General features: G+C 51.4%; 19 protein-coding genes and 10 tRNA genes. 19 read left to right on the top strand and 10 right to left on the bottom strand.

Going from position 1 to position 25322, the window contains the following annotated elements:
* Positions 1-76: 76 nt before the first annotated feature.
* Positions 77-862, top strand: a complete 786-nt coding sequence (locus ACSPJT_RS14410) for a hypothetical protein (RefSeq protein WP_435893255.1) — start codon at positions 77-79, stop codon at positions 860-862.
* A gap of 9 nt (positions 863-871) precedes the next feature.
* Here ACSPJT_RS14410 and ACSPJT_RS14405 read toward each other — a convergent pair whose 3' ends face one another.
* A complete protein-coding gene (locus ACSPJT_RS14405) occupies positions 872-2311 on the bottom strand; it encodes a hypothetical protein (protein WP_435893254.1) in 1440 nt (479 codons plus the stop codon).
* A 159-nt stretch (positions 2312-2470) separates the two neighbouring features.
* Positions 2471-3835 (bottom strand): hypothetical protein, encoded by a 1365-nt coding sequence (locus ACSPJT_RS14400; RefSeq protein ID WP_435893253.1) that lies wholly within the window; start codon positions 3833-3835, stop codon positions 2471-2473.
* Between the two features lie 65 nt (positions 3836-3900).
* Here ACSPJT_RS14400 and ACSPJT_RS14395 point away from each other — a divergent pair, with 65 nt between their 5' ends.
* Positions 3901-6123, top strand: coding sequence for a beta-N-acetylhexosaminidase (locus ACSPJT_RS14395; protein WP_435893252.1), 2223 nt, complete (start codon positions 3901-3903; stop codon positions 6121-6123).
* Between the two features lie 28 nt (positions 6124-6151).
* Positions 6152-6706 carry a DUF1439 domain-containing protein gene (locus tag ACSPJT_RS14390; RefSeq protein ID WP_435893251.1) on the top strand — a complete coding sequence of 185 codons (555 nt, stop codon included), beginning with the start codon at positions 6152-6154 and terminating at the stop codon, positions 6704-6706.
* A gap of 6 nt (positions 6707-6712) precedes the next feature.
* Here ACSPJT_RS14390 and ACSPJT_RS14385 read toward each other — a convergent pair whose 3' ends face one another.
* A complete protein-coding gene (locus ACSPJT_RS14385) occupies positions 6713-7288 on the bottom strand; it encodes a hypothetical protein (RefSeq protein ID WP_435893250.1) in 576 nt (191 codons plus the stop codon).
* Between the two features lie 2499 nt (positions 7289-9787).
* On the opposite strand from ACSPJT_RS14385, the gene ACSPJT_RS14380 reads away from it, so the two are divergent.
* The 9 genes from ACSPJT_RS14380 (at position 9788) to ACSPJT_RS14340 (ending at position 10990) form a co-directional block, all read left to right on the top strand.
* A tRNA-Tyr gene (locus ACSPJT_RS14380) sits at positions 9788-9874 on the top strand.
* Positions 9875-10142: 268 nt separating this feature from the next.
* Positions 10143-10217: transfer RNA gene (locus tag ACSPJT_RS14375), tRNA-His, on the top strand.
* Between the two features lie 6 nt (positions 10218-10223).
* Positions 10224-10300, top strand: a tRNA-Cys gene (locus ACSPJT_RS14370).
* 7 nt (positions 10301-10307) lie between these two features.
* Positions 10308-10381 (top strand) — tRNA-Gly (locus tag ACSPJT_RS14365).
* Between the two features lie 103 nt (positions 10382-10484).
* Positions 10485-10562: transfer RNA gene (locus ACSPJT_RS14360), tRNA-Arg, on the top strand.
* A 7-nt stretch (positions 10563-10569) separates the two neighbouring features.
* Positions 10570-10646 (top strand) — tRNA-Leu (locus ACSPJT_RS14355).
* A 105-nt stretch (positions 10647-10751) separates the two neighbouring features.
* Positions 10752-10825 (top strand) — tRNA-Lys (locus ACSPJT_RS14350).
* 7 nt (positions 10826-10832) lie between these two features.
* Positions 10833-10907: transfer RNA gene (locus ACSPJT_RS14345), tRNA-Pro, on the top strand.
* Positions 10908-10916: 9 nt separating this feature from the next.
* Positions 10917-10990, top strand: a tRNA-Glu gene (locus ACSPJT_RS14340).
* A gap of 3 nt (positions 10991-10993) precedes the next feature.
* Here ACSPJT_RS14340 and ACSPJT_RS14335 read toward each other — a convergent pair.
* Positions 10994-13603, bottom strand: a complete 2610-nt coding sequence (locus tag ACSPJT_RS14335; protein ID WP_435893249.1) for an ABC transporter permease — start codon at positions 13601-13603, stop codon at positions 10994-10996.
* Between the two features lie 19 nt (positions 13604-13622).
* Positions 13623-14312, bottom strand: a complete 690-nt coding sequence (locus ACSPJT_RS14330) for an ABC transporter ATP-binding protein (RefSeq protein ID WP_435893248.1) — start codon at positions 14310-14312, stop codon at positions 13623-13625.
* A 59-nt stretch (positions 14313-14371) separates the two neighbouring features.
* On the opposite strand from ACSPJT_RS14330, the gene ACSPJT_RS14325 reads away from it, so the two are divergent.
* The 6 genes from ACSPJT_RS14325 (at position 14372) to ACSPJT_RS14300 (ending at position 19948) form a co-directional block, all read left to right on the top strand.
* Positions 14372-15031 carry an arylesterase gene (locus ACSPJT_RS14325; RefSeq protein ID WP_435893247.1) on the top strand — a complete coding sequence of 220 codons (660 nt, stop codon included), beginning with the start codon at positions 14372-14374 and terminating at the stop codon, positions 15029-15031.
* A gap of 218 nt (positions 15032-15249) precedes the next feature.
* Positions 15250-15325 (top strand) — tRNA-Ile (locus ACSPJT_RS14320).
* Between the two features lie 116 nt (positions 15326-15441).
* On the top strand, positions 15442-16032 hold the full coding sequence (locus ACSPJT_RS14315) for an HNH endonuclease (protein ID WP_435893246.1): 591 nt from the start codon (positions 15442-15444) through the stop codon (positions 16030-16032).
* Positions 16033-16154: 122 nt separating this feature from the next.
* Entirely contained in the window at positions 16155-17723 is a 1569-nt protein-coding gene (locus tag ACSPJT_RS14310; protein WP_435893245.1) for an RtcB family protein, read from the top strand.
* 68 nt (positions 17724-17791) lie between these two features.
* The gene (locus tag ACSPJT_RS14305) at positions 17792-19396 is read left to right on the top strand and encodes a HEAT repeat domain-containing protein (RefSeq protein ID WP_435893244.1); all 1605 of its coding nucleotides are present in this window, start codon (positions 17792-17794) and stop codon (positions 19394-19396) included.
* A gap of 6 nt (positions 19397-19402) precedes the next feature.
* Positions 19403-19948, top strand: a complete 546-nt coding sequence (locus ACSPJT_RS14300) for a GNAT family N-acetyltransferase (RefSeq protein ID WP_435893243.1) — start codon at positions 19403-19405, stop codon at positions 19946-19948.
* A gap of 66 nt (positions 19949-20014) precedes the next feature.
* Here the strand turns inward: ACSPJT_RS14300 and ACSPJT_RS14295 are convergent, their stop codons facing one another.
* Positions 20015-20311, bottom strand: a complete 297-nt coding sequence (locus tag ACSPJT_RS14295) for a hypothetical protein (protein WP_435893242.1) — start codon at positions 20309-20311, stop codon at positions 20015-20017.
* A 119-nt stretch (positions 20312-20430) separates the two neighbouring features.
* On the opposite strand from ACSPJT_RS14295, the gene ACSPJT_RS14290 reads away from it, so the two are divergent.
* Entirely contained in the window at positions 20431-20898 is a 468-nt protein-coding gene (locus ACSPJT_RS14290) for an XAC2610-related protein (RefSeq protein WP_435893241.1), read from the top strand.
* A gap of 11 nt (positions 20899-20909) precedes the next feature.
* Here ACSPJT_RS14290 and ACSPJT_RS14285 read toward each other — a convergent pair whose 3' ends face one another.
* From ACSPJT_RS14285 to ACSPJT_RS14270, 4 genes are all read right to left on the bottom strand, one after another.
* Positions 20910-21641, bottom strand: a complete 732-nt coding sequence (locus ACSPJT_RS14285) for a c-type cytochrome (protein WP_435893240.1) — start codon at positions 21639-21641, stop codon at positions 20910-20912.
* Positions 21642-21645: 4 nt separating this feature from the next.
* Positions 21646-22215, bottom strand: a complete 570-nt coding sequence (locus tag ACSPJT_RS14280; RefSeq protein WP_435893239.1) for a metallopeptidase — start codon at positions 22213-22215, stop codon at positions 21646-21648.
* Positions 22216-22262: 47 nt separating this feature from the next.
* Entirely contained in the window at positions 22263-23705 is a 1443-nt protein-coding gene (locus ACSPJT_RS14275) for a sulfatase family protein (RefSeq protein WP_435893238.1), read from the bottom strand.
* Between the two features lie 168 nt (positions 23706-23873).
* A complete protein-coding gene (locus tag ACSPJT_RS14270) occupies positions 23874-25247 on the bottom strand; it encodes a sulfatase (protein ID WP_435893237.1) in 1374 nt (457 codons plus the stop codon).
* Positions 25248-25322: the final 75 nt, after the last annotated feature.

Raw genomic sequence — 25322 nt, 5'->3', positions numbered from 1 at the left:
ATAGGTTATGAAACTTTGTTTAAGATGTCTTAATTATTGAAATGGTTCGATATTTATGGTTAGTCTACCTGTTGCCATGCAACAACAACCACCTAACAACGATGTAAACCCCATGCCGTCCAGCTATGATCCGGACGTGCAAGCCGCTATCAACGCAGCTGCTGCAGCCGCTGAAATGGATGATCCTGTAAATCAGACACCGACAGAGAGCATCGCTCCGATTCCTCAAGCAGCCCAGCCGAACACAGTTCAAGCGACTGCACAGGCAGTCAGGCCCACCACTCAAAATGTAGTCCCTGAGCAGAAAAAACCTGATACAGAATCTATCAAAATAAGCCATGAACATGGTGACGGATTTGATGAGGCTGAGTATGATGCCATGCTCAACCAAGCTTTTGCCGAACGTGAGGCTCGGCAAGCTCGTCGTCGTAAAATCGCACGGGTTACTACCGTTGCCAGCTTTCTAACTATTTTCGGTGGCGCTGCAGGTTGGTATGGATATTCCGCTGACAACCGAGCTATCGCTCAGAAATACTGGGATGATACCGCGGGCATCGTAGAGAGTGTCCAGAAAGGGACCGATACCGGCGAAATTCTAGACACCTACGATCAAGCTTTGGATAAAATAGCTGTACGCAAAGACCAAGTGGACGAGGCCAGCAAGCAACTGGGAGTCGACCCCACCGTCGATGATCCAGACAGTCAGGCCAAACTAGCCGAAGACATGAAAGCGATCACAGGCGATGCACGCACTGTATTGGATCGTGATGCCGAAATGCAAAAGCGTTTTGGTAAAATGGCCGAAGCTAAACGCGCAGAAATCGAAGCCGAGCGGAACAAAAAGCAAAACGATACTCAGTAGGAGCCATCATTAAGGTCTCTCGATGGCCTTGGCGCGGAAGCGTAATGTCATCCCCTCCCCCACACCCGGGTTGGGGATGAGAATAAAGTCGTCGGCCACAACTGGGGCATGCTCTTTTCCATCGAGTATTTCTACCTGACCGACTCGCCTCGGCAGGAGCTGAATGATCGGCCGGCCTCCACGTTGAGAGCCGTTGGTATTCACAGGAGCGAACGATTTCTCTCCTCGTTTACCCGTCACCGTCAGGGTGTAGACATCACCGTCTTTTGTTAATTTCTGATCGTAGGCAGGGGTGCGGGAACTCATTATGGCTTGCAGCGCTGGGTCTCCATAATAAGCCAGTACGTCGCGATCATGAAGTAATCCTGGAGCATCAGACTGCTTGACGCCCAGTGCCTTTCCCGCAGGAGTTAAGGGTGAATGAGCTCTCGAGGTTTTCCCAGGATTAGGGCTCATTTTCATGGCTCCTGGAAATGACGTTTCGAGGCGATGCACCAAAGCTAGCTGGTTCGCCAAGAATGCTTCGTTCAAGGTGTAACGCCCCGGCTGTTCGACAAAATAGTCCAGCATGCCCCAACCTGCGTAGCCATACCAAGTCGGCACCGTGTAGCCGATCATCCCCTTCACACCGGCACTCTTCATCATGGCGATGGTGTAAGCATTTTCATTTTCCACACACCCGATCGAGCAGTTCCCGATTGGAAGATACACCCGCGGGTGATCTGAGTTGATTGGAAATATTTTGCCAGTGGTGTCCTTGCCAAACAACTGACCATCCTTGGACTGGAAATGTCCGTTTTTGTATCTAAAACCAATCTGCCAGCCTTGTTTGAATCCATGGCCAGAAGTGATGAAAAGATCGGATTTCCAATCACTGAGAGTGTCGGCAATCAACTGCGTAGTATCCGTGGGACACTCGCCTTCTACAACCTCACCTTCTGCTGTCTGTTTACTAACAGTTTTATTTTTAACCAGCTCATCATACCAAATTCCCTGCTCTACCATCTCCATGGCAAACTCGGTGCCTGAGCTGACTTTTTTCACGGTGATGGGTTGATCAAACTTTACCAGCTTCAGCGCTGAGGCGGCATCGTAGCCGGTGACAATTCCCCAGCGCGTGTCGGTGTAGATATCATCGTCATACTGTCGGGTCAGTCGGTGAACCTGCGCCACGAAACCGGGCCCCGACTCGGTGCAGGGCGTGACGAAACATGTGAAGGATGGGTGGATCTCTTGCAACTTAGGCAACGCATCAGTGAGATCATTTTCCCAATGAACGGTCACAGCTCCGGCGTGCTTCGCCCGGAGTTCCTCAACCACCTTTTTCCACTCCGGGTCAGTGGCCACTTTCTCCCTGACGACGATTGCATAAGATCCGGCGGCTTTGCACTCGAACAGTGCAACGATGGTCAACAAGACACAGGTCAGAATAGATTTTTTAAGATTCATGATTGTTCGCTCGGCTGAGGTTTCGGGATTAGGTGAAGGCGGCAGTGCTTACTCAACTTATCGGCTGTGTTCTTCTCGCACATTAGGAGGGCCATATCCAAAGGCTCAACCTGTCGTATTAATCACTGCGATGCAACCTCCAAAGCGCCCAGAATTGGATCAAGGCAGCTTGAGTTCATCCGCCTTAATCCCTTCCAATATTTCCTCATCTGGAAAGTCCAGAACGCGAGTCTGGGAATCATACACAAACGGTTTCCCTGTTAATACTTCCATAGGCGGCTCTCTACCTTCCAGAATGGCAAAAGCTGCATCATAGCGCCTGAATAGTGCAACCGCCCGCGCCCATCCTTTTGAATATACGTCCCACCCCATATTGAGTGTATGGTAGATTTCCACCGACTGATCTGACAGATTTTCTGGCGTTTCCGTGAACCAACGTTCCCCAACATGATGCTGCCAGTGATCCAGATAGCTTGTGCTCTCTGCACGTTTCATGGCATGCAGGTATCCTTGTGTTATCGCATCATACAAGGCATCAGGATCTGGAATGTGATCTTTCTCAGAAAAATCAGTGTTGTTAGAAACGACTGGAATCACCAAACCCCTCATTCCCCCGTAACCCTCCCCCCTCAGAAAGTCGGTAAACTTCATCATCGGGTCTGGCGAAAGCACTTGCCGCCACTGGGCATAATCCTCTTGTTTCAAATCCAATGCCGGAAGCACGTGGTTCATACTTTCTTCTAGAGCCGTAAGCTTAACCAGAATGGCAACAGTGGCTGCAATTAACGTGGGGGTTTCAACCAACCCTTGATGATTCGACAAACCGATGACTGCCTTTATTCTAAGCAACGCTCGATCGCCATCACCGGATTCAGCTGCCAAACGTGCATCGGCACAGAGAATTTCTGCACTCTGCTTGGCTATGTTAGCCTCCATAAACGACCACCTGTCCGGAGAAATCCCATAAGTCGATTGCCCGGTCAGTAATCCGATCCGTGTGAGCTCTTCTAACAAATCAGCATGTTTTTCAACATAGGCCTTAATAATTTCTGCATTCCACTTCTCTGGGTCAGAAAGAATCTCACTGACATCCTCCGGAAAATCGAACGAAGCCATGCCGTCCGTTCCTCGAGATTTTTCAAGAAACAGCAGCCAATGCAAAAAACCATTCTCCTCATCCGGAACCGATTTCCATTTAGGCACCAGACCCGGGTTTCTTTCCAAGACAGCGGCAAAGATCGCATCGTAATCCGCCTTGAGTTTCTTAGCACGATGCCGGTCTTCGGCACGGTTCGAGCGAGACAGACTGCGTAAGTCGGGGGCATCGCGCAGAGCTAGCTTAGGGCGCAGCTCCGATTTCTCATGCCTGACTTTCCAACCGACCAGAGCGGCAACCAGTAAAAATACTGCGCCCAGAATACACACAGACCTTTGGCTCATCATTCGCTTGATCACAAGAGCAATTCTATGAGCACCAAAACATTCAGACAAGTTAACAATCTGATCATCATTATTGTGCGCCACAACTTCACTTGCTTCGCATTGAAAAGGATTCCAATGTAACCACGTATTCAGCCGCCTATATCTCCATGAAAGCCATTCTTATACTCTGCGCCCTCTTAACTCCTTTCGCCAGCGTCATCGCCAAGGCACCATCCATAGTGCCTAAACCACAGGAACTCCGACTCATCGCGGACAAACCATTTGTTCTAAATGCCTCAACCCAGATTCGTTATGATGGCAATGGCGGCAAGGCCGTGGCAGAACTTTTAGCTCTGGGCCTCCGACCCGCCACAGGCTTTGACCTTCCCGTTTCACAATCGGACAAGCGAGGCGGCAACTCCATCTTGCTAACCATCCAGTCGAATTTAAAGAACCTGAAAGAGGAAGGCTATGTCCTCACCGTGGCCGATGGTGAAATCACCGCATCCGCACCAACAGCACGGGGACTTTTCAACGCTACTCGCACTATTCTCCAGCTTTTCCCACCGCAGATTCACTCGTCCGAAAAAGCATCCAACGTCACATGGACCGCCACTGCTTGTTCGATCAAAGACACCCCCGCCTTCCCATGGCGCGGCATGATGCTCGATGTCTCACGCTACTTCTTCACCAAGGAATATGTGAAACGCTACCTCGATATGATGGCGCTGCACAAGCTGAACACCCTGCACTGGCACCTCATCGATGATGCCGGCTGGCGCATTGAGATTAAGAAATACCCGAAGCTCACTGAGATCGGCGGCTTTCGTGGTGAGGGCGAGAATCGTTACGGCGGATTCTACACTCAGGAAGATATCAAGGAGATCGTCGCCTACGCCGCGGCGCGAAACATCACCATCGTGCCGGAGATCGAGCTTCCAGCGCACACTCTGCCTGCATTGGTCGCCTACCCTCACCTCGGTTGCTTTGGTAAACAGTTCCAAGTTCCGACCAGACACTTCATTTCCCAAGACCTCTACTGCGCCGGCAAGGAAACGACGTGGACATTTCTTGAAGACGTGTTCACCGAAGTCTGCGAGCTTTTCCCTGGAAAATACATCCACATCGGCGGTGACGAGGCGAAATACTCGCGCTGGAAAAAATGCCCTGACTGCCAGGAACGAATGAAAAAGGAGGGCCTGAAATCCGAGCACGAACTCCAAGGGTGGATGACCACGCGCGTGGAAAAGTTTCTTAAAACCAAAGGTCGCCGCATCATCGGCTGGGATGAAATCCTCCACTGCGGTGTCAGCTCCGATGCCGGCATCATGACTTGGCATAAACCCAAAACAGCCGTCGATGGAGCCAAGCGTGGCAATCCGGTGGTTATGTCGCTGACCGGTCACGCTTACTTCGATGTCGCAGAAAGCAAACTGCCGGGTGAACCACCAACAGCCGGATGGATCCCACCTATCTCCTTGGAAAAATCTTACCAGTGGCACCCGGTCCCCAACGGACTGACAGCAGCCGAAGCGAAGAATATTCTCGGAGTTAACGGGTGTATTTGGACCGATCAGTTTCTCCACAATACCAAAACCCTCGCCGACAAACCCGGCAAAGGCACCACGGCGTCGGAGGCCTACGTCGATTACCTCAGCCTGCCACGCATGGCCGCGCTGGCAGAAGTCTGCTGGACGAATAAAGAGTCACGAGATTACGACAACTTCAGCGGCAGAATGAGCACCATGTTAGCCCGATACACGGTTCTCGATTACCAGTATCGCATCCCAGTGCCCGAGGTCAGCATTAAGCCGAACCCCGAGAAGACCTACACACTGTCCGCCACCCCCGCTATCGCCGGAGGCACCATTCGTTATACCCTCGACGGTTCAGCACCCACAGCCGACTCCAAAGCTCTCAACGGCTCGATCAACGTGGCTAAAATAGATCAGTTCCGAGCAGCCACATTCGGACCGAACAACCAACGCCGCAGTCTGCTGTATCAGCACGTCGACTCATCTAACAAATTTGCCAAACACGGCAAAGTCATCGGCAAGTGGAAATCCGGTCAGGTGGGAGATAAAAAAGCCAAAGTCGTCACCTTCGACGCCACCGGCCACATCAATTCCAATGGCATCTACATCATCACCTTCCAATACACTGGCGGCGGAGAGCGCCTCGACATCGATGGCATTGAAGTCGTCAGAAACGACACCGATCCGGTAGGAAAAGACATGCATCACGGCTTCACTGGCTCGCAGGCAAAGAACAACACCTACCGCATCCACGTGAAAAACTACGAGACCGGTGCCTCATTTAAAATCAAAGCCCACATCTACGGCGACGAAGGCACCGACTCGAACGGCGTGGTCCTGATCCGTAAAAAGTAGAGCGGCTTAGCAAGCTGCCGACAGCCCCATGAAAAAGGCGCTCATAACCCTCATCATCCTGCTAGCAATCGCACTGGCAGGCACCTACGCCTATTTCAAAGGCAAGCGATACGAGGTAGTCATCACGCAAGAGCAAATCGACGACACTCTCAACGAAAAATTTCCAATCACCAAATCTGCGCTCATCATTTTCCAACTCACCTACTCAAACCCGCAGGTGACCTTGCTGCCAGATACCGACCGAGTACAAGTAGGTCTGGATGCTTCACTCGTCATCAAAATAAACGATCAGCCGAAAACTCTCAGAGGTGGAATCACAGTGACCTGCGGGTTGCGTTACGATCAGGAAACTCAATCATTCTACCTGACTGATACCGAGTTTGATCGTTTTGAGCTCGATGGCCTTCCGGACAAATACGAGGACAAGATCACCTTACTGGCATCGCAGTATGCCCGCCAACGGTTGGAAAAATACCCCGTCTATAAGCTCCGAGCTACAGATACAAAAAAAGCAGCCGCGAAGCTGCTTCTTAAGGATGTGGAAATCCAGGGTCAGGAAATCCACATCACCTTAGGTCTGTAAGGAGGATTAGAATCCGGCCGATGAAAAGCGTCGGCGCACAGATGACTCATCATCACCAGCCTCCGCGACCAGACGGTAGTGACCGACTTTCCCATCTGGCCCAGTAAGTGAGAACCCTTCGGTTGAGTAGTAAGCCCCATCGGCACCGCCACTGTTAGAAACCTTGTAAAAACGCACAGTTTTCCCCGCGATCGTGACTGTGCGCCATGACTGGGCTGACTCCACCATGCTAAGTTCGCCGTCGACCATTTCCTCGGACTCTAACTTTGGAGGACTGGACAAAGAGGGTAGAGCGCTCGCACTCCCGTAAATCTCCATTCGATTGAACGGCTGACTGGGATCGCTGTAGCTCAGCCTGTACCCGCCGGCGGCATTGACCTCAACCTTAGGTTTGCCCCAGCTGGCTGCAAATGACTTTGACTGCAGAACAGGAATACTCACCGATGATGTGTCAGCTACGGTGTTTAATCCTTGGTAGCTTGCAGATACGGCAGCGTTCCACGCACTATTCCCTGAGCCAGATGGACCACAGGCTGCGAATGTGAGTGTAGCGGCGAGACTGAATAGGTATGCTTGTTTCATAATGATCTGGGTTTGATTCCAGCATCTCACGTAAATCACGTTGAAAAGTCAACCCTAACACACCCCCAGCAGCGAACACAACACGTAGCTCAAATGTAGCGAATCACTTGAAAACACAACGCATCAGGAGCCATCACACCTAACATAAAAACCCATCGATATATCTTGATACAAAACAAATATCAATTTTGTATCATTTAGATGTTGCAAGTTATATCTTCTTATGACATCTACCACGAACTCCTCCGAACGGAGCCAACAACCAACTTATTCGAAACCTTCTTACGATACTCATCCCATGTCCACATTCGCATCAACAAGACCATCCACCATGCCCCTTATTCGGGGAGCTTGGAAGGTGTCCGCTTGTGGCGATGTATCAGGATCATCCATTGGGTGTCAGGAGTCTTATCCGTCCCAAGGATCCCAGCGTCGCAATCATAACTCCACGCACATTATGTCCAGTTTGAAACTGGATAACGGCATCGAGATAGCCACAACCGAGAAAGGAGGTCCACGGTCTGCATAGATCATTGAAATACGTTCAATCGTAGCAATATCAAGGGATAATACCCGCATGCAGACCCGCCCCTCACCGAGGAAGCGGGATTTTTTATGCCCAAATTTCACGAAACGCAATGTTTCAAACTCCAAACTCCAAACCAAAGGCCGCCTGCGGTCGACAATGAATGTCCAATGACCAATTAATTAACTAATCAACCAATTCCATAGCCCACAAACAAAACGGCCGCCACCAGCTGTAACTGGTGACGACCTGGGAAGGCAAAGCCTGACCGAGCTGTTTGAAGAACAAGGTAAGCGATCACCTCACTGAGATTGCATACTATCTTTAAACTCCCCCTCGGTCAAGCACGGCACCACTGTGCCTGAACTCAGAGTTATTATATCTCGTTGAGTTTATATAAACCTTCCCCTGTGAGCGCATACAACAGGCTTTTCAGGGAGGTGTGCCAGAAACACCGAAACGTCCGCCGGGAAAACCCGCGGCTGTGGCTCCACCAAGGAGCGGCAAGGGTGTTCGTTTCAATAAAAATAAAACCGCTCCGTGGTCGGAGCAAGGCTGCACCGCCAATCTCGCCTATGTGGCACCATCTTGGAACGCTCGACTCCTGTCTTTAGAAAGTGATCAATTAACACGTTAACAAAAGGAGTGCTGAGCAGTTTCCCCGAGGTTCTGCATCAGCTAGATCAGCAGTTGCCTTGTTCATTCCCGTTGTGGTTATTCAAAATATGAATGAAGCACGCCGCTCATCAACGTGCAGTCAGGATTCCCAATCTAGGCTCACCTGAGATAACCATGAGCGGCGTGCTCATTTTAAATTTAGGATTTAGGGTTCAGCTTTGGTCCGTTGTTTGGTGGCTATCTTGTGTGTGTAGTCACCCGCCAAAGCCTGAACCTTAAATCCTGAGTTTTTATAACTGGTGGCTTGGCATCAATAGATAGGCGTGTTGAAAGACACGTAAAGGGACGGCAACCCTGTCCGTCCGCCCTGTATACTTCGTATGCGGGGACAACCAAGCAAACCCAGTCCTGTAAGTTTCAGAGCGGTAAAGAGCCGACTGGAACTATGCTGGAAGTTGGGGAACGCTCCCACGGCTGATGGCAAATGCTCAAGCAGTGGGCGGGTCTAGCACCCCGCAGAGTTCCTACGCAAACAACGACAGATGAGGATGAAGGGGAGTCATGATGTTCAAGGCCTGATCGCTGAGGGCATGATGGCAGTCCAGAGGTAAGGGTGTAATAACCGACACCTGCATCTCGAAGACCGTTTCAGCTGTGACAGCAGCTGGGGCATAAGGCGTGTAGCATTTTGTCTCCCAAAAGGCGACAAAACTACCGGACGTGCACGTCTTCCAGAAGGGTAAGTTTTACTGTAGCGCGTGAACGGCCACGCAGCAGACTAATAATCTGCCAGTCCAGGTTCGAATCCTGGTATAGTTCCTAACAAACGCAAAGACGCGTCCACTGACTTGTGAAAATGGCTTAAACCCTGAACTGACTTCAGTAATCAGGGCCCAAAGGAACCCGCAAGGTTCCCGCGGGTTGATGGAAAGCCGCACGGTGGGGTAATCCCCCTTTACTGCCCGCAAGGTAGACGGTAGGCGGAACATCGAGTAGCAAATCAGGCAGGGAGAAACGCCACTCCCATATCAAAGGCAGCCATGCAGAAATACATCATGTGAGTCCCCGTGACTCTGTGATGTGGAAGAGCTGTGAAGGCCGTGTTCGCAACACGGCGATAATCCAGCGCGAGATTCTGTGAGGAAGGTGTCCTTCTCAACCTTCTATTTTATTTTCTATCAAACCGTGAGGTGGACGTTGGTTTCCTGATGGGTCTCATAAGCCCATCCACGCGGGTTCAGCGCGTTTATATCGTGTATCACGATCTCCTCTTCATTAACAATGCGGAGGAGCATTGTTACACATCCGCACAGCCAGAGTGGACGACGGCAATTCCCGCCCTCACCACCATTATTGAGTGTGCGCCGGAGTTAGAGAGCCGGGTCAGACTGTAAATCTGATGCCTTCGGGCTGAGTAGGTGCAAGTCCTTCCACACTCACCACTTTCTATACTTCCATAGTGAAACAGCATCACGCCGGACTGTTAATCCGGAATTCATGGGGCGGAACCATGTGGAAGTGCCATTCTCCTGTAGCTCAAAAGTAGAGCATTCGCCTGATAAGCGGAAGACCTAGGCGCGCTACCTGGCAGGAGGACCATTTTTTACTACAGAGCGTGCCGCTGAACGGTCGGCAAGCGGTTTTGAAAACCGTGGTAGGCATTGCGTCCTAGGGGTTCGACTCCTCCACCCTCTGCCAATTTCTATACTTGGGATCATAGTGTAATAGTTCGCATTCGGCTCTGTGAAAGCCGCGGTGTGGGTGCAAATCCCACTGATCCCTCCATCTAACTGCCTCTGACCAGAGCTAGTGAACTGGCCTGCCTGCAAAGCAGAGACCGGCGGGTGCGATCCCCGCAGAGGCATCCAATCTAACGCGTTATTAGTTCAATGGCAGAACGCCAGTCTTCCAAACTGGATACCTCGGTTCGATACCGAGATAGCGCACCATTTTCCAACATGAGATGTCCCCGCAGTGGTCTACGAAGCCACCGACGTTAAACAGCGGGCAGGACGTCAAGGGGTTCAAGCCCTCCATCTCATACCATTCTTCACTCCTGTAGCTCAATGGACTTAGAGCACCGATCTTCTAAATCGGAGGTTGCGGGTTCAAGTCCCGCTGGGAGTGCCATCTTAACGTCTGCGTAGCCCAACGGGTAGAGGCAACCGACTCAGAATCGGTCCAGTGCGAGTTCGAATCCCGCCGCAGATACCATGGAGTTTCAACCGGACAGGCGTGCCGGGTTTGTTTGCTAAACAATACGTTCCTACTTGAACAGGAATGAGGTTCGAGTCCTCGGAACTCCGCCACTTTTCTAACTGGTCTATAGCTCAACGGTAGAGCAGCCGGCTTTTAACCGGCTGATCAGGGTTCGATTCCCTGTGGGCCAACCACTTTTATTGGGAAGTAGCGCAATGGTAGCGCGCCCGCCTTGGGAGCGGGAGGTTGCTGGTTCGAGTCCAGTTTTCCCAACCAATTTCTATTGCTCGTGTGGTGTATGGGTAACACTTCCGACTTTCTATCGGATGAACCGGGTTCAAGCCCCGGCACGAGTACCACCTTTAACCACCCGACTCAGAACGGAGAATTTGAAGTGGCGGCCTGCTAGCCACACCACGACTCAGCAACATGCCCATGACTACCGTGATCGCTATGACGAGACCGATGCCCGCTCCTAGCTGCAGCCAGGGAACCGAATACGCTTCGCCGTCAAATACAAGCCGACCCAATAACAGGCTGGCCACCAACGCCAAGGCAGAGCCTGCTAGTGTGGCCATCATGGCTAACAAAGTATACTCAACCGCGAGGATCTGAGAAATCTGAGCCCGACTGGCTCCCAGCGTTCTCAGCAAAACACTCTCTCGAATCCGTATTCTGCGGCCAGCGAGTATCGAAGCCAACAGGACGATTCCACCGGTGACCACGGTAAACAGAGCCATGATCTGCACGGTTTTACTCGCCGCTGCTAACACCGATTGCACTGTTTTCAAAATCAGACTGAGGTCGATGCTATTGACAAAAGGCAGTCGCTTGAACACCGCCTGCTGCAAAACGGCCGTGGACTCATCATCTGGTGAGTGGGCAGCCATGACGTTGAAGGAGACGTAGTCATCAATGGTTCCCGGAGGGAATACGATGAAGAAATTAAGATCCATGCTTCGCCAATCGACTTCTCGCAAGCTGGCAATTTTCAATTTCTTGGTTTCTCCAAACCCTTCCAGACTCACCGTCACTTCATCGCCAACTTTCACCCCCAGATCCTCGGCAATTTTTTCCTCGAAGCTCACAGGAATGGCTTCGCCGGGGTGGAGACTGACGCTCGGACCTGTCCATTCCCCCGCTGTTAGTTTTTCCGTTTCGGTGAGTTCACCTCGATAAGTTGAGCGGAATTCGCGGCGCAAGATCCACCTCGGTATTCGCCTTTCAGCGGTCGATTGCGGTCCTGTGAGTTCCGCTACTGGCCGACCTTTGATTTCGGTCAAGCGCATCGTAATGATCGGAGCATTTCCTAACGCCTTCACGCCACTGTCGGTGATGAGCTGGTTCACTGCCGTGCTTTCTTCGGGCGGAACATCCACGAGGAAAATATTCGGTTTGTTTTCCATCCTAACAGGATCCAGCCATTGCAACAGAATGCTCTGCATCAGGACCAACGTGAAAATCAGGAACGTGCCCAGACCAATGGATACCATGAAAAGTCCGGTTTGATTATTGGGTCGGTACAAACTGGCAATCCCCTGACGAATAACAAACGGCCACGACGGTCTGGATACCAGCTTGGTCAACCAGCGTAAGAATTTGCCTGCAAGTGTGAGGAAGATAAAGGCAAAGCCAAGGAATGCGATGTATCCGAGCGCTGTTTTCCAGCCATTGACGGCATCATGTGAATCCATCCAAGTCAGCAAAAATGCCAGAACTACTAAACCCAGGATTACCACCCAGCGGAGAGAGCTCTTATTCGACATGGCTGTTTCCTCGCGGCGTAGTGCGGCCAACGGACTTACTTTCCTAACAGCCAGCAGCGGCAGCAGGGCAAAACTGATGCAGATCAATAGTCCTACAACACCCGCCTTCGCGATCACCAGCCAGTCTGGTGCCACCTCGACGGCGAATGGAATCATTCCGGCTGGCAGGCTGGCGACAACAAATTTCAGCAGGTAAACAAAGGCACATCCCATGACGATTCCGGCAACGGTGCCCACCACTCCCATGGCAATGCTCTGCGCCAAATAAACAGCAAATGCACGCGCCGCGGAGCAGCCCAAACAGCGGAGAGTTGCCACACTCTGAAGCCGCTCTGAAATGTGAATATGGATCGCCCCTGCCACGCCGATGCCTCCGAGAAATAGTGCGCTGAATCCGATCAGGTTAAAGAACAGGTAGAGCCTGTTGATCGCCTTCTCCACATTTTCACTACGCTTTTTGGATGTGACCTTGCGAAGTCGCTGCTCCACGAAGAGCTCCTCATTGTCTTCGATCAATGCTTCCGCCTCCAATCCAGTTGGCAGTTGGAAATACGAGCGGTAAAAAACCATACTTCTAGCGCCCAGTAAACCCGAGTTCTCGATTACGTCGATTGAGGTAACCACGGTCGGCGACAGCGCAGCGAAGCCAGATCCTGAAGGAGGGGCCTGCATCAGCACACCCATGATCGGAAGCTCTTTATCGCCCAGGCGAGCAAGATCGCCCACCTGCGCATTCATGCGTTTTAAAAATGAAGCTTCAACGATGAGCCCCGGCGATTGCTGGACTTTTTCCCACGCGTCCTCCGGTTCGGTTTTCACCTTACCGTAAAATGGAAACGCCGGCTCCAGCCCACGCACGCTGACGAGCTTGGGCGTAGATCCATCCCCAACGGCCAACATCGTGGTAAACGTAATCTCCTTGGCCTCGGCTCCACCCTGATCCTTGATGTTCTCAATAAACTCTTTTGTTTGATCCGTATACGGCTCACGGGAGGACACCATCAGATCCGCACCCAACAATGATTTCGCCTGCGAACTGACAGACTTCGTTAGATTTTCACGCAGTGATCCAATGGTCACCAGCGCCGCCACTCCGAAAACGATCGAGGCCGAAAATAAAAGCAGTTTCCAACGCACAGGACGACTATCGCGCCATGCCATTTTCCAAGCCCAGGCGCTAAAGAGATGTTTCAGTAAACTCAGCATCGATAGGATGGTTAGACGATTATTCGATCAACTTTCCGCCCTTCAGTCGGAACACCAGGGATGCCTTTTCAGCAAGGTCCAGATCGTGGGTCACTATCACCAAAGCGGTGCCGGATTCCCTGTTGAGGTCAAATAGCATCGTTTCCACCAGAGCGCTGGCTTCCTCATCAAGGTTGCCCGTTGGCTCGTCAGCAAAGAGAATCTTCGGCTGATGAATAAACGCCCTGGCAATCGCCACTCGCTGCTGCTCACCACCGGAGAGTTGATTCGGGTAATGCTCCTTCCGCTCGCCCAGTCCTACACGTTCCAACAGAGCTGCCGCTCGGTCTATCAAACTGCCATTGCTGGTGCCGCTCAGTTCACCGGGAACCAAGACGTTTTCCAAGGCAGTGAGCGTCGGCATGAGCTGAAAGTTTTGAAAAATGAACCCCACAGATTCGCTGCGGAGTTTTGCCCGTTGGTCCTCATTAAATCCTGAAATATTCTGACCACCTAGCTCCACCGAACCGCTGGTGGATCGGTCGAGTCCGGCGCAGAGACCTAGCAAGGTCGTCTTTCCACTTCCTGAGGGACCGACGATCGCCGCGGTGGCGCCCTCTGGCACATCAATACTTACGCGATCCAAAACGGTTAGTGAATGATCGCCGCTCTGATAGGTTTTGGTGAGTTCTCTCGTAGATAAAATCGATTTCGGATGAAGTGTGGCCATGAATTTCTAGCTAAATGATAGGATGAGTATAGGTTGCTACGACGCTTACCAGATAGACCATGATACACCTTTTCCCAAGATCGTCTTTATTTTTTGCCCTGATCACAGGTTTGGTCCTCGGTCTAGCTTCCGTGATAACAGTCCAAGCCCAGGATCAAGCCACCCGTGTGGTCTTTCTAGGCGATAGCATCACAGCTGGTTACGGGCTTAAAAAATCGGAAGCCTACCCGGCCATCATCCAGAAGCTGGCCAAGGCCGACGGTCATGACATCAAAGTCATCAACGCTGGATTGAGTGGAGACACCACCAGCGGAGGTGTGCGCAGAATCGCTGTGCTTGCCAAACAACCCATTGATCTCCTCGTCATCGCTCTAGGCGGAAACGACGGCCTGCGTGGGATTCCAGCCAAAGTCAGCGGTGAGAACCTCGCCAGTATTATCGATATTGTTAGAAAAAAACACCCAAAGGCGCAAATCTTGCTTACTGGGATGCAAATGCCGGAGAACATGGGAAAAAATTATACGGAATCATTCCGCAAAGTATTTGGCGAGGTAGCAGCCCAAAAAAATGTAACCACCTTGCCCTTTTTACTTGAGGGAGTGGCCGCTGATAAAAACCTCAATCTCCCCGATGGCATCCACCCTAATGTCAAGGGCCAGGCGATTGTCGCCGCCCATGTTTACAAGGCGGTGCTGCCGCTGTTGAAAAAAGTTGAGTAGCCCACTGCGGGCTCCCCTGCTGCGCACTGACGCAGCCATTTGAATTTTCCGCAAGGATCTCACTCTGTGCAGAGATCTGTACACGAAGCCGACATACCGGCACCCGCTACCTGATTGCTCCCGGGTCGTCTAATGGTCAAGACAACGGATTTTGAATCCGTCAATGGTGGTTCGACTCCACCCCCGGGCGCCATCATGTGCCGATCTCATTTTGCAAACGGCGCATAGCTCAGCTGCGGTAAGAGCGCCCGCCTTATAAGCGGGAGGACGCCGGTTCAACCCCGGCTGCGCCAACTCTCCTCCACACTGGCACCCCTGTGTCAGCATTGTTCAACACCAACATTTGAAACGAACACCCATACCCTGAAAACATACTGACTACCTACCACTTACCACCAACTACTGAAAAAATGTCCATTCTCCACAAAAACACCGTGCTCGTTCTGAATCGGAACTGGCAGGCGATCTCCGTCACCACTCCGGCCCAGGCATACGGTCAAATGGCCAGCGATGCCGCGACCGGTCTCGACATCCAACATCTCGATTGGATGGTGCCCGTCGATTGGAAAACCTGGTTGACGCTGCCAGTGCGCGAGGGCGACCTCAGCATTGGGACTGCCCGCGGTCCAGTACGTGCCCCCACGGTGCTCGTGCTTTCACGCTACGCCGATGTGCCGATGCACAGGCCTCGCCTCAGCGCCAGAAACCTCTGGCACAGGGACGGTGGCAGGTGCCAATACAGCGGACGTTTGCTCAGCAGGGAGGAAGGGAACATCGACCACATTTTACCTCAATCGCGCGGTGGTGAAACCTCCTGGGAAAACTGCGTGCTGGCCTGCCGGAAAATCAACACCCGCAAGGCCGACCGCACACCTTCCGAGGCAGGACTACGCCTGATTCGGAAGCCTGAAATTCCACGTGCGGTCCCCATCACCCTCACTCTCCAAAACCAACACGGCATCGAAGACTGGAATGTCTTTCTACCTAACAAAACCAAATAACAACCGCGAAATACGCTAACTACGCAAAAGATTTCCTTCATAACTGAACCAATCTTGCGCAAGCTAAAATCACTCAGCCTTGCGTGCATAAAGTGTATTTCGCGGTCCACCCATTTAACATTATGAAACCCCTCACAGGACAAGACCTCATCGACGCAGGCTGGGAAGCCGGACCGCAGATCGCTGAGATGCTGATTAAAATCGACGAGTATCAAGCTCGCGGCATCCATGATGCCAAATACATGCTCAAGCTCCTCAAGCGCGACTTCACTCCACCGCCGCCAAAGGCAATCATGCGTGACAAGCCTGCCCCCTATTCCGAGGCGATCCGCCCAGAAACCAAGGAGGAGAAAAAGAACGTCGCCTCCGTACGCCAGAAAATGGATGAGCTTCTCAAGACTCCCGTGATCTCACGTGGTGCCATCATGCCGGACGCCTGCCCCGCCTCCATGGGTAAGGCAGTGATACCGGTAGGTGGAGCTATTGCGGTCGAAAATGCAATCATCCCAAGTGCTCACTCGGCCGATGTTTGCTGCTCGATGTATGCGACCTTTTACCATCCTCGTAGTGAGGTGGCCAGTGAACTGGACGCCCTCACGACAGCTACCCGATTCGGCCCAGGCGGTCGGCATATGGACGACCTTGTTCACCACCCGGTGTTAGATGAGGACGTCTGGGATAATAAATTCCTCAACGGTCTATACGACTGGGCAAAAGTCCACATCGCGGATCAAGGTGACGGCAACCACTTTGCTTACCTCGGCGAGGTCGACATTTCTAACAAACTCATCGAAAAACTCCGGAGTAATGGTCATGAACAGTTGGCCAAGCACTTCGAGCAAGCACACAGCCATCGCGAAGGTCCTGCACAGGAACCACTCACACTGCGTGTGCTGGTGACTCACCATGGTTCGCGCGGACTTGGAGCGAAGCTCTACAAGCGCGGCCAGATTGCCGCCGTGAAACATACAGCAAGAATTGGAAATCATATCCCTAGCGCTGCCGCTTGGCTAGAGGCTGATTCGGAAATCGGTCAAGAATACTGGGAGGCACTGCAATACGTAGGTCGCTGGACCAGAGCGAACCATCAGGCCATCCACACCCGCTTCCTAGAACGCATCGGCAGCGAAGCCGTCGCTGAGTTTGGTAACGAACACAACTTCGTCTGGAAACGAGGAAACACCTACTACCACGGAAAAGGTGCTACTCCAGCATGGAAAGACGACAACGGCAACCCTCTGTTAGGACTTATCCCACTCAATATGGCAGAACCCATTCTGATGGTGTTAGGCTCTGACAATGAAGAGCATCTCTCCTTCGCTCCGCATGGAGCCGGGCGAAACATCTCCCGCACTGCTCTCAAGCGCCAGTTCCCTGACGAAGCATCTCAACGCAACGCAATCCGCCACTACACCAAGGACATCGACGTCCGCTGGTACTGCGGCGACCCTGACCTGAGCGAAACCCCCATCGCCTATAAGAACGCCGATCACGTCACCGCCCAGATCGAAGAGTTCGGCCTCGCCGAAGTCATCGCCAAAATCCATCCCCTAGGCTGTATCATGGCCGGCAACAAACACCGCGGCCCGTGGCGCAAGGAAGACATCCTCACTCCCAAACAACAACGCCAAATCCAGCACCGCGCCGAACGCCGAAGGGTGAGGCAAGACCTGCATCAGGAGGAAGGATAGTTTTTTTTACCGCGAAAAACGCTAAATACGCGAAAAGAAAAAGAGCCGTTAAACCATTAAATCTCTACATGAATAACCTAACTACAGAACCAGATATGCACACCGCATTGTGGTCGCTGGTGCGAAACAACAATAAGCTGTTTTCTCAAAAACGTAATCTTGAGAAATTTCGCACGCTTCTGAATATCATTTCTGAAAATGGCACAATCGAGGATCTCATCAATATAATGTCCATCTTCCTCTATGGGAATAATGCTCAGAAAGAGCTCATCGAAAACACCTGCTTGCCGTGCTTACGGAAGCTTCCTTGCGAAGATCTTCCCAAACTTGATGAGCGATTACGATCTTCCATATCTTACGCAGGATGGAACATTAATGAGACAACCGATTGGAAACAGAAGCCAAGTCTATTTGAGCTCTGCATCCTGGCTTGCCATCCGAATGGATATACTCGCGAACGCGCTGTTACCGCTCTGGCAAATCACTATGAACCCGTGGCACTCGCCATTGCCCTAATCCGCTGCAACGACTGGGTAAGCCCTATTCGAATCTCCGCGAGAGACACAGCGGTGAACATCATCGCCCGCATCAATACCGATGAATTAATGAAAGTTTGGATCGTATTTGATCGGGTTTCACACGGTCAGAGACATGGGGACATTTCACTCTCAAAAACGTTGTTTCCATTACTTCGCGAACGAATCCCTAGCAATGAGCTCCACCTTCAACTTGAATCTGGAAACAGCCGCACCAGGCGGTATGCAGCAGAGGTGATGTGGCACACGCATCAATCACTCAACTATTCTGATTTGCAGGCCTTATGTGCCTGCAGTGATCCTTATGTCTGCTTCAGAACCATGCGCGATATTCTCCCCCGACTCGACCAAAGGGTTAGGACTAAACTCTTAGATTTAGTAAAAACTAAGAAATGGGCACCAGCTCGGCTAGAACGCCTTCGCCTCTTAATGACCGACCAGCCTGAATGCATGCACGATGAGCTATTGGATGCTCTTTGTGACCGCTCAGCTTCCGTTAGAAACTTTGCTCGATTTCACCTTAAAGAGCATTCTGATGTAGATATGGAACTCCATTATCAACGGAAACTTGAATCACCCAATATATCTACCCGTATAGCTGCGCTAGCAGGCTTAACGGAAATTGGTTCTCCAATCGTAGCAGATCACGCCAAGCGATGGCTAAAGGAAGAAAACCCACGCATCGTTGCCGCTGGACTGTCCGCGCTGCCCGCTGAGGTGATAGACAACTGCGAGGATCATATCCTAAAAAAAGTCACTAACCATTCCCTACAAATTAGCAAAGCCGCTTACATCGCTCTTTGCAATAGTCCGCCACTTTCTGCCAAAATCACACCCTACTTTCAGAGAGACGACCTCTCCGAACGCCAATCCATTTACTTCGCCAATTTACTTCTACTACAAAGCAGGTGGGAAGCTGTGGCACATGCCATCAGTTTTTGCCGTCACAACTCAAAGGAAGTAAACAAGTGTGGAGTTTTTTGGCTACAACGCTGGGTTTACGGAGAACGGAAGTTCTGGATGACGCCCTCTAAATCTGACCTGCAAGATATCCACCGCGAACTTGAACTGTCGCATTCGAACATGACGGAAGCGCTTATGAAGGAAATTCGCTTTCTTCTCGACTCATACCAATAATTACACATGAAACTTCCCATCAACGAAAATTTCCACCTCCGTCTAACCAACCCTGATGACGCTGAGGAAACATTTGCTGTAGTCGACCGGAATCGGGAATACCTACGTCAGTGGATGCCGTGGGTCGATGGTGTTCAATCTTCAGATGCTATCAGGCAACACCTTGATTCGCTACAAGCAGGAATCCATGACTGCCCCGAGTTTGTGCTCGTTTATCATGGCAAGATCGTTGGCAGACTCGGGTTTCACCGTATTGACGAACAGAATAGAAATACCAGCGTCGGCTATTGGCTCGATGCTGGACAGCAAGGTCAAGGTCTGATGACGATGGCGGTCAAGGCCGCCGTGGACTACGCCATTCACACGCGCAAACTTCATCGCGTCGTGTTGATGGCTGCTGTCGACAACTTGGCCAGCCGGGCCATTCCTGAACGCTTGGGTTTCCAACAAGAAGGTATCGCCCGTGACGGGGAGCGACTCTATGATCACTTTGTGGACCTCGCCGTTTATTCGATTCTTGAACCAGAGTGGTCGGCACGAAGCGCGGAATAAGATAGTCTATCGACCTGCCCATGTGTATCAAACCTTCTGAGTCAACCTTATCAATAGGATGGATCCTTACGAATCGCCAAAAACGGAAGTCAGGGAAGAGACCGATGTTCCACCAGCACCACCTCGCGAAGAGGTGGCCTTAACCGGGCCTCCGTGTCTAAGTTGTGGCAGTGCCAATACGTCGATCGATTCGGTGCTGCGTGCGAGGCCTAACATTTTCGCTACAATTGCTTTCGGATGGTTCTTCCTGTTAGCCAGAGGTGCCTTTTCCCGCCGATCCTCAGTCTGCCTGGATTGCGGCGAGGTCAGGCGATATAAATCTGTCGCCTCGTGGATAGCCTTGGTCATTTTCACGTCCATCATGGTTCTCCTGGTGTGGTCATACATCCACGGCCCCGGTTAAATCGTTTTGTTGTCAGCTAACGAGCACCATAATTCACTGATTCAAGAAAGGCCGTTTAACAGATGGCAGTATCACTACTATGATAAGGTCTACTTTACTCTTCACCATGCTAGCAGCGGCTTCCGCGAATGCCGCACCAGAGGAATACGATTACAACTTTGATGGACATATGGATTACCGCGTCCGTGTAGTGTCTGATGCCAAATCCAGTCAGTTTGACGTTTACATTTTCGACCCAAAACTGGGGAAACACGTCAAAGACAAGACCTTGTCTGGATTGATCTATCCCTATCCTGATCCAAAGACAAAACGAGTGAACTCCGTCTTTACCGGAGGTCACAGTGGTGCGATTTTTACCGGAACTGTCTACACATGGAACGGCAAGGGATTCGAATATGCGTTCTCTGTTAAACAGGAAGCTGTTCAGATCGACGGGAAAGTCCAATACATCAGGGTCAAGTCCAAGGTTCAGGACGGCAAATCATCGATCATCAGCATCGAACCTGGAGATCCTGAATGGGACGACAAGGGAATGAGCATCGAATGATTGTGTTTGGATTAACGAGTAGGATCACCCGCTTCATCTGGATCGACCGACATGACCGTAGAGTCAGATTTTTTAATGGGGTAATTATTCGAGAGGGTCGAAATGTAACTTATAATATCTCTCAGATCTTGATCGGATTCTAATTGCGAAGCCGCCTGTTTCATCTTGGCACCAAGTTCGTCATCTGGGTGGTATCCCCTACTCCCGTTTTGGAATTTTTTCATTTGCTCATACAGATACCAGTCTTGCAAACCTGTTAGCGGAGCGCTGAGAAATGCCTGCTCTCCGTGACCATTAAATCGATGGCAGATCATGCAGTGCTCTTTGTATAGCGAGGCACCTCTTTCAAGGTCTCCTTCGATTTCGTGGACAACCTCCGGCACGGGCAATGCCATCAAATAATCCACGGCCTCATCAATCTCCTCCGGATCCAGGGACATCAGCACCGTGCGCATTCCTGCCCCTGTTACGTCCATTGGGTGGGTTCCTCTTCGCCCTGAGTGAATGCTCCATATCTGCTGTTGAATGTACCAACGAGGCAATGCCGCAATGGCAGGAGCCATGGTTTCCCGGTTCCCTTCGCCCCGCTCTCCATGACAGGCGGCACATGTTGTTAGGTAGGTATTGACGTAGGATTTAGGAACGTCCTCTTGCGTATTTTGAATCTCCTCTCGTTGCTGTACAAATACAACTCCTCCTAGAATCAAGAGGGTGGCTAACAATGAGATGCACACACGCCTCATGGGACTACTTTTTAACCTTCCAGACGGTTTCCACCATCGCATACCCCTGTGGATCAAAAGCCTTTAGTTCCTCGCGGGTGAAAGGATAAAAATCATTGCGACCAAAGTACGCCTCCGTGCACTCGGAGAAGTATTCCTTCTCGTTGCTTAGCGCGTAGTGCCGCTGGAGTTTGCCGTTTACGTGCTTCACCTTTTCATATTTGCCGCTGGCCACGATGTTTTTATAGGCAGCGGTGATGACGGGGTTTTTAAATCCATGAACCTGATGGTGAAACGCATGAGCTAGCTCGTGCAAGACCATCATCGGCTGGGTCTTTTCCCAATCGATGAAATGATGAATGTTCTGCAGCTCGATGCAGCGGCATTTTTCCGGCATCCGGTCGTTGGCCTCCAGCCACTTGGGATTCGGGTGATAACACGCGCCGGTGCGAATATCCTTGTTCAGCCAAATTGGCACCGACTTGAGCTGAGGCAGAAGCTCCGGATTAATCAATTTTTCAATCTCACCGAACTTGGTGTCCAGCAGCTTAATGGCGACCGGTAGACGCTTGTGTCCCTGAAGCGATTTCTCCACATGCACGGTCCAGCCACGTATCTTGCGTGACTGGTAATCAGCGGCGCTTAGTTTTTTTTTACGGCAGGGGCTTTGCCCTCTTCAGCTTTGATGAAATCAAACTCTGGGTTCACACATTTGTTTTTCCATCGTTTGTATACAGCTCGGAGGTTCTTCTTAGACTCCCCATACTGGCCTTTGTCGTCGGTTTTTTTGATCCACGCTTCCAGAACTTCGCGATGTTTTTTGAGTTCCTCCGCGTAGTTGGGATCGGTGGCGAGATTGTTGATTTGATCGGGATCCTTTTCCAGATCGTATAGTTCTTCAGACGGGCGCTTGCCGAAGAAAGCCCACTCGGGGACCTTGCCGAGTTTGCCGCTGGCGTGTAGCTCGCGAAGACGTTTGGTCGGGGCCTGATTATCGCGATACTGCGGCTGCAGCAGGATTCGGTCGGTCATGAAGTTACGGATGTAGCGGAACTTCTCGCTGCGCACGGTACGGATGCGATCGATGGTATAGTCACAGCGGTCACGGGCTGAGATAACGTAGTCGCGGGGCTTGTAGTCCTTGGAGAAAAGGTCTTGGCCGTCGAGGTAATCGGGCAGCTCGATACCGGCAAGTGCCAGGGTGGTGGCTGAGATATCGAGCGCACTCATCAGTTCCTTGCGCACAACATCCTTAGGAATACCTGGGCCTGAGATAATGAGGGGAACGTGCACGCCTCCCTCGTAACAGAACTGCTTGTGGCGTAGTGAGTGGTTATTGCCGTGATCAGAGAAGAAAAAGACGATGGTATTTTCTAACAAACCATCTTTCTTGAGACGATCCATGATGCCCTTCACATGCTCATCAGTGACTCTTACGGTATCATAGTGATGTGCCCATTCTTTACGAAACATTTCCTCATCTGGAAAATACGCAGGCACCTTCATCGTGGCTGGGTCCACCTTGTCCTTGAGGCCCTTCGTGCCCGTTTTTCCACCATTCAATTGGATCTGGCCAAACCATGGCGTTCCAGCAGGAACTTGGGTCCAGTCACCACTACCTTTCTTGCCGTAGAAGCCCTTCTTTGGCTTGGGATTTCCAATGCTGTAGTGCTCTTCGCGCTTGTAGTTGAAGTTATAGTCGTCCTTACCTTTGTTAAATGTCGCATAGCCATTCTCGCGGAAAATCTGCGGCAGGGTCTTGATGCCCTCAGGAAGATCGATCAGCGACTCAGGTGTCCTCGACGAGCGGTGGTTGTGGGTGCCCGTGGTGGTCTGGTAGACGCCGGTGATCATACCGGACCGGCAGGATGAACAAACTGGAGCGGGCACAAAACAACGGCTGAAACGCACTCCCTGACTACTCAACTGATCGAGTGCAGGTGTTTTGCCTTCATTCACCGGGTAACCGTAGGATGCCATCCATGGCGAGAGGTCTTCGACAAAAATCCAGAGAATGTTAGGCTTGGTCGCCGCACCCGCTGTGAGACTGAGGGAAAACAGGACGACGCTGATGAGTTTTTTCATATTGGTATGTAAGATAATCGTAGAGCCGCACTTCGCGCGTAATGCATCCTACGCAAGACATCGACCGTAGCTTTCATGTCCGTTGGGTCAGGAAATTTGATATGCGATGACATCTACGTGGGTGAGACGCTCAAAGATGTCATAAGGCAAGGCGGCTGATATGCCTGATTACTTCGAAGCTTTTTTCACCTTTTTAGTCTTCTTATTCTCACTTCCAGGTGACCCGGCGCCCCACAGTGGTTCCTTCATCTGGCTTTCCCAGGCCGCCATTTTCTCGCCGAGGCTTTTGACCACGTCGGGATTTTGCGATGCGAGGTTATTGCTCTCGCCGATGTCTTTCGAGAGATCGTAAAGTTCCGGGGCAGAGCCTTGCTCACCGCGATTGTGGATCAGCTTCCACTTTCCTTGGCGCAAAGAGATGCTGCCTTTTGATCCGTGCTGACGCCAATGTAAGGTGCGTTCAGGAAGGGATTCCTTCTCACCAGTCATCAGCGGAAGGATGCTGTGACCGTCGAGTTTCCAGTCATCTTGCACCTTTGCTCCCGACATTTCAACGACGGTGGGTAGAATGTCCATGGAAATAACGGGCTCGTCGATGACGCTGCCTGGTTTGATTTTAGCCGGCCAGCGCATCGCCCACGGCACACGCACTCCACCTTCCCAAAGGCTGCCTTTTTTCCCCTTGAGCTTGCCGTTGTCGGCTCCGGTGGCGGTTTGGCCGCCGTTATCATTGGTGAAGATGACGAGGGTATTGTCCTCGATGCCGTTGTCTTTGATCGCTTTCAGGATTTTACCCACGTTGTCATCCAGAGAAACGATCAGGCCCGCGTAGTTCATCCGGCCTTTTTTCTCGATGTGCTTGATGCGGTCGAGGTCTTTTTTGTTAGGCTGGTTAGGTGAGTGTGGCGCGGTGAAGGAAACGAACAGATAGAACGGCTCGTCTTTATTTTCGGTGATGAATTTCACAGCGGCATCGCCAAAGCGATCAGTCACGTAGCCCTCTTCCTTGGTCGGAGTCTTGTTGTCCAGAATCACTCGGTGTGGGGAGGCTTTTTCATAGGGGTAGTATCCACGGGACCCCTGCAGCAGACCGTAAAACCAATCGTAACCGCGCTCGTTCGGATGAAACTCCGCTGGGTAGCCGAGGTGCCATTTACCGATCAGAGCTGTCTTGTAGCCAAGTTTTTGCAGGCGCTTCACCCCGAAGGTTTCCTTCAGATCGAGACCATTCTTGGTTCCGGGAGGCAGGTTATTATCGTAGCCAAAACGTCCTTGGTAACGACCCGTCATCAGCCCGGCCCGTGAGGGGGAGCAAACGCAGCCGGACATATAGGCGTTAGAAAGACGCACCCCATCTCTTGCGATGGTATCAATATTCGGAGTGAGCTTTTTCATCTCCGGAGCACAAACCGGCTGGAATCCAAAGTCGGCGTATCCGGCATCGTCCGAGTATAGAACTACGACGTTAGGTTTATCAGCCGCATTGGCAGACAGAGACAGAGCCAAGGGCACGATGCACAGATTGAGAATGGTTTTTTTCATAGGATGGTGATACATAGCATATCGTCCTCTACGACGGCAGGAATAATTCATTATCAATTTTTTTCTTCATCGCCG

This window comes from Oceaniferula spumae (genome assembly GCF_042849255.1).
Classification (GTDB): Bacteria; Verrucomicrobiota; Verrucomicrobiia; order Verrucomicrobiales; family Akkermansiaceae; genus Oceaniferula; species Oceaniferula spumae.
This window is presented reverse-complemented; position numbering and strand designations above follow the sequence as displayed.

Coding starts and splice junctions, on each gene's coding strand:
- ACSPJT_RS14290 (WP_435893241.1), top strand. CDS start 20,431: ATGATAAGGTCTACTTTACTCTTCACCATGCTAGCAGCGGCTTCCGCG.
- ACSPJT_RS14300 (WP_435893243.1), top strand. CDS start 19,403: ATGAAACTTCCCATCAACGAAAATTTCCACCTCCGTCTAACCAACCCT.
- ACSPJT_RS14295 (WP_435893242.1), bottom strand. CDS start 20,311: ATGATGGACGTGAAAATGACCAAGGCTATCCACGAGGCGACAGATTTA.
- ACSPJT_RS14310 (WP_435893245.1), top strand. CDS start 16,155: ATGAAACCCCTCACAGGACAAGACCTCATCGACGCAGGCTGGGAAGCC.
- ACSPJT_RS14325 (WP_435893247.1), top strand. CDS start 14,372: ATGATACACCTTTTCCCAAGATCGTCTTTATTTTTTGCCCTGATCACA.
- ACSPJT_RS14390 (WP_435893251.1), top strand. CDS start 6,152: ATGAAAAAGGCGCTCATAACCCTCATCATCCTGCTAGCAATCGCACTG.
- ACSPJT_RS14330 (WP_435893248.1), bottom strand. CDS start 14,312: ATGGCCACACTTCATCCGAAATCGATTTTATCTACGAGAGAACTCACC.
- ACSPJT_RS14275 (WP_435893238.1), bottom strand. CDS start 23,705: ATGAAAAAACTCATCAGCGTCGTCCTGTTTTCCCTCAGTCTCACAGCG.
- ACSPJT_RS14385 (WP_435893250.1), bottom strand. CDS start 7,288: ATGAAACAAGCATACCTATTCAGTCTCGCCGCTACACTCACATTCGCA.
- ACSPJT_RS14315 (WP_435893246.1), top strand. CDS start 15,442: ATGTCCATTCTCCACAAAAACACCGTGCTCGTTCTGAATCGGAACTGG.
- ACSPJT_RS14270 (WP_435893237.1), bottom strand. CDS start 25,247: ATGAAAAAAACCATTCTCAATCTGTGCATCGTGCCCTTGGCTCTGTCT.
- ACSPJT_RS14395 (WP_435893252.1), top strand. CDS start 3,901: ATGAAAGCCATTCTTATACTCTGCGCCCTCTTAACTCCTTTCGCCAGC.
- ACSPJT_RS14285 (WP_435893240.1), bottom strand. CDS start 21,641: ATGAGGCGTGTGTGCATCTCATTGTTAGCCACCCTCTTGATTCTAGGA.
- ACSPJT_RS14335 (WP_435893249.1), bottom strand. CDS start 13,603: ATGCTGAGTTTACTGAAACATCTCTTTAGCGCCTGGGCTTGGAAAATG.
- ACSPJT_RS14305 (WP_435893244.1), top strand. CDS start 17,792: ATGAATAACCTAACTACAGAACCAGATATGCACACCGCATTGTGGTCG.
- ACSPJT_RS14405 (WP_435893254.1), bottom strand. CDS start 2,311: ATGAATCTTAAAAAATCTATTCTGACCTGTGTCTTGTTGACCATCGTT.
- ACSPJT_RS14410 (WP_435893255.1), top strand. CDS start 77: ATGCAACAACAACCACCTAACAACGATGTAAACCCCATGCCGTCCAGC.